Source organism: Bifidobacterium sp. 2450 (genome assembly GCF_041900695.1).
Classification (GTDB): Bacteria; Actinomycetota; Actinomycetes; order Actinomycetales; family Bifidobacteriaceae; genus Bifidobacterium; species Bifidobacterium longum.
Map to the genome: position 1 here is coordinate 1 of NZ_JBHEEA010000028.1, position 12,068 is coordinate 12,068.

8 protein-coding genes and 2 pseudogenes are annotated in these 12,068 nt (G+C 48.2%); 7 read left to right on the top strand and 3 right to left on the bottom strand.

Going from position 1 to position 12,068, the window contains the following annotated elements; all coding sequences use genetic code 11:
- Positions 1–54: 54 nt before the first annotated feature.
- The 3 genes and pseudogenes from ACEUKI_RS10515 to ACEUKI_RS10525 all read right to left on the bottom strand — a co-directional run bounded on the left by ACEUKI_RS10515 (position 55) and on the right by ACEUKI_RS10525 (position 3,306).
- Complete coding sequence (locus tag ACEUKI_RS10515; protein ID WP_131218582.1) at positions 55–1,239, bottom strand: IS256 family transposase; 1,185 nt, start codon at positions 1,237–1,239, stop codon at positions 55–57.
- A gap of 84 nt (positions 1,240–1,323) precedes the next feature.
- Positions 1,324–2,235, bottom strand: a complete 912-nt coding sequence (locus tag ACEUKI_RS10520; protein ID WP_374156867.1) for a transposase family protein — start codon at positions 2,233–2,235, stop codon at positions 1,324–1,326.
- A 273-nt stretch (positions 2,236–2,508) separates the two neighbouring features.
- A pseudogene (locus ACEUKI_RS10525) lies at positions 2,509–3,306 on the bottom strand (DUF4422 domain-containing protein).
- A gap of 428 nt (positions 3,307–3,734) precedes the next feature.
- On the opposite strand from ACEUKI_RS10525, the gene ACEUKI_RS10530 reads away from it, so the two are divergent.
- From ACEUKI_RS10530 to ACEUKI_RS10560, 7 genes and pseudogenes are all read left to right on the top strand, one after another.
- Positions 3,735–4,838, top strand: coding sequence for a glycosyltransferase family 1 protein (locus ACEUKI_RS10530; RefSeq protein ID WP_374156868.1), 1,104 nt, complete (start codon positions 3,735–3,737; stop codon positions 4,836–4,838).
- Between the two features lie 27 nt (positions 4,839–4,865).
- The gene (locus tag ACEUKI_RS10535; RefSeq protein ID WP_374156869.1) at positions 4,866–5,696 is read left to right on the top strand and encodes a DUF4422 domain-containing protein; all 831 of its coding nucleotides are present in this window, start codon (positions 4,866–4,868) and stop codon (positions 5,694–5,696) included.
- Entirely contained in the window at positions 5,683–6,582 is a 900-nt protein-coding gene (locus ACEUKI_RS10540; RefSeq protein ID WP_374156870.1) for a capsular polysaccharide synthesis protein, read from the top strand. The genes ACEUKI_RS10535 and ACEUKI_RS10540 overlap by 14 nt, the downstream gene beginning before the upstream one ends.
- A 31-nt stretch (positions 6,583–6,613) precedes the next feature.
- Positions 6,614–7,741, top strand: coding sequence for an EpsG family protein (locus ACEUKI_RS10545; protein WP_374156871.1), 1,128 nt, complete (start codon positions 6,614–6,616; stop codon positions 7,739–7,741).
- 18 nt (positions 7,742–7,759) lie between these two features.
- On the top strand, positions 7,760–8,767 hold the full coding sequence (locus ACEUKI_RS10550; protein WP_374156872.1) for a glycosyltransferase: 1,008 nt from the start codon (positions 7,760–7,762) through the stop codon (positions 8,765–8,767).
- A 316-nt stretch (positions 8,768–9,083) separates the two neighbouring features.
- On the top strand, positions 9,084–10,535 hold the full coding sequence (locus ACEUKI_RS10555; protein WP_374156873.1) for a lipopolysaccharide biosynthesis protein: 1,452 nt from the start codon (positions 9,084–9,086) through the stop codon (positions 10,533–10,535).
- A 909-nt stretch (positions 10,536–11,444) separates the two neighbouring features.
- Positions 11,445–11,863, top strand: a pseudogene (locus ACEUKI_RS10560) (transposase); the annotation flags it as partial.
- Between the last annotated feature and the right edge of the window lie 205 nt (positions 11,864–12,068).

The window sequence follows — 12,068 nt, forward strand, 5'->3', positions numbered from 1 at the left end:
GGTAGTGCCCGAACTCTTGCGCACTTTGGTCTTCGCCCGTCCCTGTGGCGGTGATCAGTTCGCTGCTGGTACGGTCTCACCGAGCCTTGACATGTCGAGGTAGCGGCGCGTCGACCACTCGTCGGATGTCACGTAGCGGACCCTCGCGCAGACGAGCATCAACGCGCTGCGTCCGTCGGGGAACGAGCCGACCACGCGGGTCCTGCGCCTGATCTCGCGGTTGAGCCGTTCGATCATGTTGTTGGTGCGGATCCGACGCCTATGCTCGCGCGGGTAGTCGTCGAGCAGGTAGGTCGTGGTCTCGCCGATGCCCTCGCGCAGGCATTTGGCGGCCTCCTTGAGTTTCCTGGATTCCATGTCCCGGGCGACGGATTCGGCCTTCTCCAACGCCTTGTCGCGTGATTCCATGGAGAACACGGCCTTCAGTGCGTCGGCCGCCCAGTCGCGGTTCCCGGGGTTGACCCTGGCGAGTATGTTGCGCTCGAAATGCACCATGCACCGCTGGTAGCGGGCATCGGGCAGCAGCTCGCCCGCGGCGGCGACCAGCCCCGCGCACCGATCTCCCGTCACCAGTCTCACGCCCTTGAGGCCTCGTGCGAGCATGCCTTTGATGAATTCGCGCCAGCTTTCCGCGTCCTCCTTCATGCCCTCGGCCACCGAAAGCACCTCGCGCCGCCCGTCCATGCCGACGCCGATGGCCACCAGGATGCTCACGTTCTCCACGGACCCGCCCCAGCACCTTTTGTGCCACACGCCGTCCATGAACAGGTACGGGTAATCCTGTTCGAGGGGCCTGCCCCGCCATGCGTCGATATCCGCATAGACGCGCTTGAGCTTGTCGCTCAGGGTCTGCGAGGGCATGCGGTCGCCCCACAGGAGCCGGCTGACATCATCGACCTGGCGGGTGGAGACGCCGGCCAGGTACATGTCGATCAAGGCCTCCTCGACGCTCTCCTCACGCCGACGGTATCGTTCGATCACGGCCGACTCGAACACCGCGCCCTTGAGTTTCGGCACTTTCAGGCTCATTTTGCCGGCCTTGACGGTCAGGTCGCGCTCGTAGTGGCCGGCCCGGTACGCCTTGCGGTCCCCGCTGCGCTCGTAGCGCGCGGCGCCGGTGATCTCGTCGGCCTCGGCGTCGAGCATCGCGTTCAGGGTCTCCTCGACGCTTTTGCGGACCATCCGGTCCAGGGTGGTTTCCAACATGGCCTGGTCGACCTGTAGAATCTGCTGTGACATGGCTTCGTGCCCTCGTTTCCAATCGCGGTTTTCTAATGTCTGGCGACTGAAAATCGTACACAGGACACGGGCCATGCCCCTATCTCAAGCCCAAACCAAAGTGCGCAAAATCTCGGGCGTTATCAGATGAATTTCAGGCTCATCGAGGATAAGAAAGTCCCCTGAACGAAGCATATGTTCTTCGAACAGATAGCGAAGTAGCATGGTTGCTTTGCCTCCAGCGGAGGCATTGGAGGCAAGTATAGGTTCAGATAAGTTGGATTTACTGCCGGATATGAGCATACGTCCATCTGAACTGGGACTTATCTTGAAAGGGAATGCACTGGCAAGGTGGGCGGTAAGTTCCGACAAATCTTGTTGTGCAAGAATCTGATTAGCGATCGATGATTCGCTTCCATTAGGGCCGCTTCTGCCGAGCAGACGTCGCAGTGCTTTCGTCTCGCGTTCGTATGGACTTTCCCATATCCCATTGGATCGACGCGATATATTATCCGTGTTGTCGAAGGTATCATCAACGGCTTTGGGATCGTCAAGCATGACTACACGTGTGGAATTCGGCATCATGAACGAAGCCTGTGATACTTGATCATTGGCAAATTCCATTTCTGAAAGAATTTTGCCGTTTTTCAAGCGCAGGAATCCGCCCACGGTCTTCCGGCTGGCGACCGCCGTCAGCCACGCGCACTCCATCTCGAAATCCCTGGTGAACCGGCTGCCCGGCTCCGCCCACGGCACTTGGGCGACCACCACCCCATGCTCCGCGCACGCCACGCGCGGCGCCAAGCCCATGAGCTCGACCCCATAGCAGCCGAAGTCCTGGTGGCGCCATCGCCGTTCGCCGCCCCCGTCGTCGTATTTGGGGCACTTGCGCCCGCAACGCGAGCAACGCAACGCGCCCCTCCTGCGCCGCACCTGGACCACCAGGACGGGAGCCGGGCGCAGCGGCGAGTCGTCGATGGACACGTCCTCGACGACCATGCCCTTGACGTTCAGCAATCGTTTGAATTAGCTCTTCAACTAAGGCGCTTTCTTCGGTTGTATTTCTTGGTCGAAAAACAAACCTACAGGAAGCGCCCCTCACACATTGGGATTCAACGGCTCACCGACGAACCACCACCCACGAAAACAACACAAGAGCCAAAAAACATCGGAAATCAAAGCCAGAGCGATAATGAGCCAGTAAATCGTCATAACGTGTTCTCCAGTTCCGGGGCCGTCATTCGCACGCCGTGGACGGAAACCATGTGAGAGCGTTTCGTGTTTTGCATGTCAGAAGCTCTTCGCGTATTTCCTGCCGGCGAACTTGGCCATGAGGAATCCCGTGCCCTTCTTCCACCAGTCGGTCGGTTCCGGGCTGGTAAGGGGCAATTCGACGACATCCTGTCCGTTTGTTTTGAGCCACACGTCCAGCAGGAACTCGCTGACCCTACCGGGATAACGTTTCTCGAATGGGGTGTATGCCGAGGCGTTGATCCGTTTAGTCAATTCGTCGATCAACGGGAAGAGCCATGCGCAGTACGCGTCAAATAGGTCGGCGCGCATGACGAGCATATTGAACATGTGGCCGCCGGTAGAGGCCATGCACTTGTCGAACATGGGAACGTATTCGGGCGTCTTCGACGCGAGAATGTCCCTCATAACGTCCAGATGGGATCCATCGAGCGTGTGCGCATAGTGCGAGCGCACCGTCTCGATAAAGTAGTTCCGCCTACAGGGTACGGCTGCGCCGATCTTCTTCAGCGCTTCCCTAATCTCCTTGCCGGATGCGATTCGAACGAACCGGTCTTTTTGCAGTCGGTTCGCGAGACTGGGGGACGCAAACAGCCTGCGGTAGCGGACAAGGCCCTTGTAGTTGGCGCCGCAGTTCTTCTACATCCAGTACAGGGCCGTCAGTTCGGAATAGCTTGCGTTGAGGGACGAGATGTTATCGCCCTCGTCGTCTCCCTGAATATCGGGTAGTACGTCCGGGTGCAGAGCTGCCCCGACGTGGAGCGGCAGGTAGGCCGGGTCGTCGGGCGTGCGGTACGGCTTGTGCATTGCGACTGCTATGCGGATCGACTCGCTCAAATCCCACGGACCTCCGTAACGGTCTCGGAAAGCGGAGTGCAGACGGCGTGCCCGCCAAAACCGACATAACGGCCGTTATCGACTCTTTGTCTATTTCGAGACCATAAGAAAGGTGTCAAAATCAGGTTTTGAGCAAGGCCTTCAAATCACGAACAAGCAAAGTGTTCATGGGAAACCTGTGAAGAGCACCCCTGAGGTATGTGGCGGGACTGGGTGTGTCTAAAGGGGGTGCAAGAATCAGCACTGTCAGATAATGAACGGGATTGGGCGGCTCCTGTGCGGTTCGCGCTGCGATTGAAAACACCAATTCGGGGTTCATTTGAAGGGAAAGGACGGGACTCACATGCCGACCGCAGGTCGATTGATTGCAAGAAGAGTCGACAACGGCCGTTACGTCGGTTTGATTCCGGTTCAGGGACGGTAATTCAGTGCCGATTCGCGTAGCCCAAGTGGTCGGCAGGATGATGGGTGGTGGTGTCGAAGCCACCGTGATGAACCATTACCGCCATATCGACCGTTCCCAAGTGCAGTTCGATTTCATCGTACAGACCGACTCTACGGTGGTTCCCAAGGACGAGATCGAGTCCTTGGGCGGTCGAGTGTTCTACGTTCCTCCATACAGCAACCCAGTCAAGTACGTGAACGCCTGCCGGCAACTGTTCCAGCAGATCCGCCCGCGCATCGTGCACTCCCATATGAACGCGGTCAGCGTGTTCACGCTCATGGCCGCAAAACAGGCTGGAGTCCCGGTGCGTATCGCGCACAGCCATAGCACCTCGAATCCGAACGAGAAAGCCAAGACTCTGGTGAAGAACGTGCTCAGACCGTTCTCCAAGGTTTACCCAACACACTTGGCCGCATGTTCGGAATATGCCGCACGATGGCTATTCGGCGATCAGGTCGTTGATGCGAAACAGGTCCATATCATTCACAACGCCATAGATATAGATAGGTTCACGTTCAATCCCCAATCGCGCGCGATTAAACGTGATGAACTCGGAGTTGGCGATTCGCAGCTGCTTATCGGTCAAGTCGGCCGTATCTGCTTTCAGAAGAACCAGGTCTTTACGATCAAGGTTCTTTCGGAGCTGTTGAAGAGTACTTCGAACGCAATCCTTGCGATAGTGGGAGATGGCGATGACTCTGAGCTACGCAAAGAAATACGTAATTTAAAGATTGAGCACAACGTAAAACTACTTGGCGTCCGTGATGATGTTGCGGATTATTACAGTGCATTTGATGTTCTTGCTTTCCCCTCAACATATGAGGGCTTGGGAATGGCCAGCATTGAGGCACAGGCCGCTGATCTTCCTGTTGTGTGCAGTGGCAAAGTTCCCAAAGAGGCAGATTTAATTCCGTCATTGGTACGACGCATTTCACTTGATGCAGGTCTCGAATCTTGGGTGTCAGCTTTCGATCTACATGAAAGCGATGCGTCGGGCCGTATCTCGCATGCGCAAGAAATGGCTAAACGGGGATATGCAATTCACTTGAGCGCTGCGGAGCTAGCTCATTGGTACGAAAAACTGTGAATCAAATTTCAAGTTAGGTATACAACAATGAAAAAACAAATTGCTGTCGTCGGACATAAGCCATTCGAAGTTCCATCAGATTCAGCATATCTTGGAATTCAAGTAGGAAATGGTCCGGATATTCCTTCCCTGGTTAGGGATAATACTGCTGACAATATAAGTTCAAAAAACGCTTCGTATTGCGAGCTTACCGCTCAATACTGGCTTTGGAAGAACAGCACGGCCGACATCAAAGGCCTTGTACATTATCGAAGGATACTGGGATCTCCTAACGTTCATGCCGTTCCTTTTGAATCAATCGACACTCGTCGCAATAAAGCTGTGGCAGGGACGGAAATCGAGTCGCTTTTAAAAACCCATGATGTGATTCTTCCTAAATCCCATAACTATGTCTCAGAAACGGCGTTGGGGCATTATGAACGCTCTCATATTTCAGGAGAAGGTTTTTCAATTATCAGGGAATACTTGGTATTGAAATACCCTAAGTATGTTGACAATCTTGATGTTGTTCTCAATAGTAAGCATTCACACTTACTTAATATTTTAATTGCGAATAGTGATGTTTTTGATTCGTATTCAGAATGGCTATTCGATGTACTAGGCGAAGTGGAATCAAAACTGGATATCAGTAATTATTCACCGGTTGAAAAAAGAGTTTTTGGTTATTTAAGTGAGCTTTTGATTGATGTTTGGGTCAAGACGAATCACTTGTCTTACGCTGAGTTGCCAACGCTTTTCTTGGAACATCAGAATTTGCCGAAGCGTTATTTCATAAGCGGGCTCAAAAAGCTCGGAATTGTTGATCCAGCTTCTCAGGAAAGAGCCAAGCTCAAGGAGCAGATGAATGAACAAGAATGAGGTGCTCTTAACTGTTGCCAAAGTCTTTAAGAGGCTGCCTTTCCGCTCTTTTGGAAGATCGTTCAATGCTCACAGGCATTCATCTATCAGCACCGCAATTGAACCATTATGCGATCAGGCTGTGCGTGAGATGAATGATTCCGGCGTGGACGTTCGGTTCGAAGAGGCCGTGAATGATGGACCGATCTGGGTGTTCTGGTGGCAAGGTCTAGATAATGCTCCTGATTTGGTGCGGTACTGTGTTAACACCATTAACACACATGCCGGTCATCGACGTGTAATCGTAATTGATAAAAATAATATCCACGAATATGCAACGTTGCCACGACAAATATTTGATTTAGTGGACTCTGGAGCAATAACACTTACTCATCTTTCTGATTTACTTAGATTCAATTTATTATATAACTATGGCGGTCTGTGGATGGATTCTACGCTGTTGTGCACCAGCTCACTTGATGCCATTCATACTGAGACTTTATTCACGTGTTCCGGATTCTATGATTCAACATGGTTTAACGTGTCTAGGGGCCGGTGGACTGGGTTCCTTATAGGAGGACCAGCTGGTGATCCTTTATTTAGGTTCATGGACAGTTTTTTCATGATATATTGGAAAACCAATGAAGAATTGATTGATTATTTTCTCATCGATTATGCGCTTAATTATGCATGGAAACACAATATTGGTGGATTTCATGAAGCGTGTATCCGCAATGAGGGGAATCAGCCCCATCTATTTGACTTGCATTTAAATCAGTCTCTAAATTCTTATCAATGGCAGAGCTTAATCGCTAGTACCATTGTGTTTAAGCTCTCGTATAAGAAAGTTAGTACTTCACAACTTAATGCGTTGAATCAGATTCGAGAATTAGATATCAAGGAATAGTCGCAGATACTCGCCTTCATATAAGGAAAAGATGATTTATTTTTTTACATTCGGAATATCAACACTCACTTCCTTATTATCAGAAATTCTGATTCGGGAGAGTCCTCTCGGAAGAAGAGATGTTAGAGCCTGTTTCTTTGCTGCCTTGACAGTTTTTGAAGTTGGTATACTAAGTGGAATAAGAGATTATTCAATTGGCACGGATATTCAGGTATATGGCAATCAAGTTTTCTCGTATGCAGTTCAATCGCATTCCATAACAAAATTTTTAAACTTATGCGTGAATGATATAGGAATGACAGAGAAGGGTTATGTGTTACTGAACTATATTGTTGCCATCTTCTCAAGTAATCCTCATTTTCTGTATTTTATTCTAGGGTTATTGACTAATGGACTGATTTATTATGGTCTTTTACGCCTGCACAATGTCTGCAGCATATCCATTGCATGGTTGACATATCTATTGGTTTTTTACGCTTCAACACTTAATCTCTTACGGCAATCACTTGCTATTGCAATCATATTTGTTATGTGCACATATGCATTCAGTAGAAGATATGTTACTAGCATATGTTTGATTGTGGTTGCATATTCATTTCATCACAGTGCCATAGTTGGTATTTATCTATTATTTTTCATTTGGCTTTTTCAGCGAGAAAAAACTGAATACAGAAACTTGCCTCTTATGCTTCTGTTTTCCTTCTTGACGGCATTAATGCCTGTTGCCATTAGTTGGCTTAATTCTGCAGGGTATATGGAGGATAAATATTCACAATATGTCATCAACATCTCATCGCCTATTAGCTTATTGAATTCAATTCTTATTCGAATTCCTTTTGTGATTATGGCATTGTTCTTAATTGTTAAGCACTCAAGAATTCCGGCATTAAAACAATCGATATATATTTTTATTATTGGTGAGATGTTATTATTGCCGCTACAGTTGGTTTCTGCTACAGCTTTTCGAATCAGTCTATATTTTGGAATTTTTAAAATTGTTGCATATCCAAGTATCTTGAAAGAAATACGCACAATTAACATTGGCAAGCATATTGTTTACGTAGCGTATCTACTTTTCTATTTTGTTTGGCAGATAATTATTCAAGGCTCCAATGAAGTTTTTCCGTTTATCATAGCGAATGATTTATCAATTATCTAGGGAATCAATAATCATACTATGTCAAAATATATATTAACAGTTATAATTCCTGTATATAATATGGGCTCAAGTGTAGGTGCCTGTCTATCTTCTTTGTTCAAAGAAGACATTCCTGAGATGCAGGTTGTTGTGATTGATGATGGCTCCACCGATAATACAGCTGCAGTGTTACGTTCTTTTGAAGGACACAATGGCTATGTACATATGTCTACTCCCAATCAAGGTGTTTCCTCAGCCCGTAACAGGGGAATATCATTGGCTAAGGGGGATTACATTTGGTTTATCGATGCGGATGATCAAGTTGATACCACATTCATCTCTCCGACCATTTCTATTCTTAAACAGGGTACGGAAGATAAAACCCCATGGGATCTTGTTGCCTTTGGCTCATTAAATATGTTCGCATCTGGTGCAATAACTGCGCATGCAGTAGCGACCGATTTATATTTAAAAAACTTCCAACAGTTTCGTGAAAAATTTGATGTGATATTCAGTGCGATTCCATATAATGTACCTTGGAATAAATTTTTTAGACGTGAAATCATTGTGCGGCATCAATTGTCATTCCCGTCAATGACCACGGGCGAGGACGCAGCTTTTATGACCTCATATCTGCCATATGTAAACAGTTGCTATGTCTCTGCTAAGACTCCGTATCTTTATCAATTAGAATCTACGACTTCTATGCGTTCCACTCACCAGGCGTTGAAAGAATACCAAGATAACCGGAATCGTATTATCAATCAGATAGAAGTATTCCAAAAACTTGGTCTAACACGAAGCAAAGTTACCTCTGAAGCTGTATACAGACTCGTCTTTGGCACTTATATACTCCTTTATCGAGATGCTCGTGACGCACATACAGGCATAAAAGGTTTTCTAGATACTGTCCACATGATGCCTTCGCTCAGGGATTTCATTGCTCTTGCCAATGGAATCCCAATTACTCCTCACATACGGGTCATCCGTTTTCTTGCAAATCATCCATTCGTTTTTTATATCTATCAACACATGAGGAATATGTAAAATGACACCCCGATTGGCCGTATTCGCTTATACTGCAATTAAATCTTGGAGACGATTTGTTTCTCAGTAATCTCTTCCAACGATACCCTAATGCCCATTTCTCTCTCAGTGCTTCCAGCTGTTATGCACATATGTTTCCGCGAACAGATATGCATCTCATCTTAGATGGAATAAGCATCGCTGAATTACGGTCAATGCATTAACAGCGAACAATTATGTGGCACTTGGCTCAGAACAAATTCATAACCTTCGTGTCCAAGCGCTGAACAACAGTTCCGAGGACTCGATTCATAAATGGTAAGGATGACTGAACGCGATGGGAAAATATAAGCAGTTAGCAATCAATATTAGTATATTTGCGCTGAACTTCGTGGCCACTAAGCTCATCACTTTTTTGCTGGTACCGCTATACACCTACTATTTGAGCAAAGCAGAGTTCGGACTGACTGACATGTCAGTTACTGTGAACATGATGGTTGGACCATTAGCGACATTGGCAATTGCTGATGCGGTAATCAGGTTTGTGATTGAAGATCACGAACATTCGGGTAGGTATGTACTAACGGGGGTTACCGTCACGCTGCTGGGTACGGTTGTCATAGCATTACTGCTTCCTCTGTTGGATCTGCCATTTTTCGGTGGTCTTGGTAACTATCGTTTCCAATACCTCTGCACATTTATATCTAGCAACTTCTTTTCCCTATTTGGGGAAATCGCCCGAGGGCTCGGCATCCTTAACCTTATCCCCGTTTGTGCCATCACTTCCTCAATTGTGACTACAGTATTAGCAGTAGTGTGCATTTCATGGCTGGGAATGGGCGCGAATGGTTATTTTATCGCGGTATCTGTCGGTCCTACGATTGGCTGTCTCCTGTATCTCATAATTGGTGGTCTCGGCAAAATCATTTTTTTCGAAATACGAGAATTGAAACACAATGTTCGCGGATATCTCGCTGTACAATATATCAGCTTCCGTTCAATGCTGCGATATTCGCTTCCTCTTGTGCCGAATTCATTGTTCTGGTGGATTGGTACTAGTATTAACCGTTTTTTTCTGACAGGAATTCTTGGTGTTGCCTGTTCTGGTTTATTCGCCGCAGCAAGTAAAATTCCTAGTTTGCTAAGTATGGTTTATCAGGTATTTCTACAGGCCTGGCAGATATCAGCCTTCCAGGAAGCTCATGATAACCCATCTGTTTTCTTTTCAAGAATTTATGCAGTATTAAGGCCTGTAATGTTTATGGCGTCCTCGGCTTTAATGCTGATTTCTCCCTGGCTGGCTTCTTTGCTGTTACAGAGAGAATTCTATCAAGCATGGACCTTAATCCCGATGTTATTAATTGCGATTCTGTTCAACGTATTGAATTCTTTTGTGGGCACTGTCTATACCACCACAATGAAAACTAAGGGGCTTATGTTTACTACGCTGCTGGGTGCAGCAAGCAGCGTGGCACTAAATGCCATGCTGATACCAGTATGCGGCGTTATGGGAGCATGCTATGCCATGGCCATCAGTAATGCGTTGGTCTTTGTACTGCGCATATTCGGTACTAAAACCATTCTCACTTTTGATATGCAGTGGGGCAAATTTACTATTGCTGCAACATTGCTTGGTCTACAAACTATAGTGGTGAGTAGCCAGATAAATGGGTATTTTCTAGTTTCTGCTTTTATTTGCGCGGCACTTGCTATCATTGAAATTTTTGGCATGCGTCGATATCTTGCCTTGCTTTTAGGAAAAGTTCTAAATCCAAATCGATCGAGATAGCACTTTCGAAACGTGACAGTAAGCCGATACAGCAAATCCTACACGATGAAATGATGTTATTTAAGACAAAGGTAGAAAAATGATTACTAATAAGCAAGAGCTTCGTGAATACATGGAAGCAGACAGAAATGTGCAACCGCCTCATCATAATCTGATTATGCGTTTGCTATATGGACGCATGTTCAGACTGAAAATGCATTTACGAAATATGAATACCACTATAATGTCATCTGACACAGTATTACACAAAAGAATATCACAGGATTGCCTACTACTTGCATTTATATTGGTTGCGGAAAATAAGTGCATCATATTGCACTGAAATACCTATTAATGTATTTGGAAAAGGGTTGAGGATATGGCACGGACAACGCATCATCGTCAATCCGAATGCTCGAGTTGGAGATTACTGTCGCCTTTCCAGTGGTGTGGTCATCGCTCAGGCTCATGACGAGAATCCGGTTATTGGTAATGATATTGAATTCATGGTGGATTCAGAAGTTCTTGGAGGAGTGTTTGTAGCCGATAATGTGAGACTGGGAACCAACGCAGTAATGCTTAAATCAATCGATGAGACGGATACCACATGGGCTGGATGCCGGCTCTTCGCATTTTGGTGTGTAAGGGCCGTGCGGTTTGATTCGGTGTGTGATTGAAAAAGTGAATGAAACCGCGCGGCTTGGTATTGAGTCTAGCGCGTTCGATGGTCGGGTCCTGCTTGGCTTGGACAGGCTGCGCCTGAATCCCGTCTCGCAAAGGCACGTGACCGCGGGTTCGCGTGCCGGAGTGTGGCTGATCGGCTGCGAGCCGGCGGACGGGACCGCCCGGTATTGCCGGGAATGCGGGTGGATTGGCTACAATGTTTTGGACTGGTTCATGCGGGACATGACAACGAAGGAGTTGATCATCATGGCCGATCCGAATCGTCCCCGTCATTACGAGGAGGAGTTCAAGAGGCAGATCGTGCAGCTGTACGAGAACGGCAAGCCGTCGTCGCAGATCAGGGCGGAGTACGGCATCCCGCGTTCCACGCTGCAGCGTTGGGTGCAGGGGATACGTAACAGCGGCTCCACGAAAGCGGCCGACAACCGCACTCCCGAGGAGAACGAGCTGATCGAATTGCGGAAACGCAACAGGCAGCTGGAGATGGAGGTCGACGTTTCAGAACAAGCGGCGCCGGTATTCGCACGAAGGTAGAGGTCATACGGTCCGACGCCGGCCGCTGCCCGATATCGGCGCAGTGCAGGATCCTGGGCGTTGCCAAGTCGACCTACCACTGGATGCTCGAACACCCCGAGGCCGAACGCGCCGACCCTTACGAGAAGGATGGATAACGCCTGAGATTTTGCGCACTTTGGTTTGGGCTTGAGATAGGGGCATGGCCCGTGTCCTGTGTACGATTTTCAGTCGCCAGACATTAGAAAACCGCGATTGGAAACGAGGGCACGAAGCCATGTCACAGCAGATTCTACAGGTCGACCAGGCCATGTTGGAAACCACCCTGGACCGGATGGTCCGCAAAAGCGTCGAGGA

Bases quoted from the DNA above. Each gene is read 5' to 3' on its own strand.
- ACEUKI_RS10515 (WP_131218582.1), bottom strand. From the start codon at position 1,239: ATGTCACAGCAGATTCTACAGGTCGACCAGGCCATGTTGGAAACCACC.
- ACEUKI_RS10535 (WP_374156869.1), top strand. From the start codon at position 4,866: ATGAAAAAACAAATTGCTGTCGTCGGACATAAGCCATTCGAAGTTCCA.
- ACEUKI_RS10540 (WP_374156870.1), top strand. From the start codon at position 5,683: ATGAACAAGAATGAGGTGCTCTTAACTGTTGCCAAAGTCTTTAAGAGG.
- ACEUKI_RS10545 (WP_374156871.1), top strand. From the start codon at position 6,614: ATGATTTATTTTTTTACATTCGGAATATCAACACTCACTTCCTTATTA.
- ACEUKI_RS10550 (WP_374156872.1), top strand. From the start codon at position 7,760: ATGTCAAAATATATATTAACAGTTATAATTCCTGTATATAATATGGGC.
- ACEUKI_RS10555 (WP_374156873.1), top strand. From the start codon at position 9,084: ATGGGAAAATATAAGCAGTTAGCAATCAATATTAGTATATTTGCGCTG.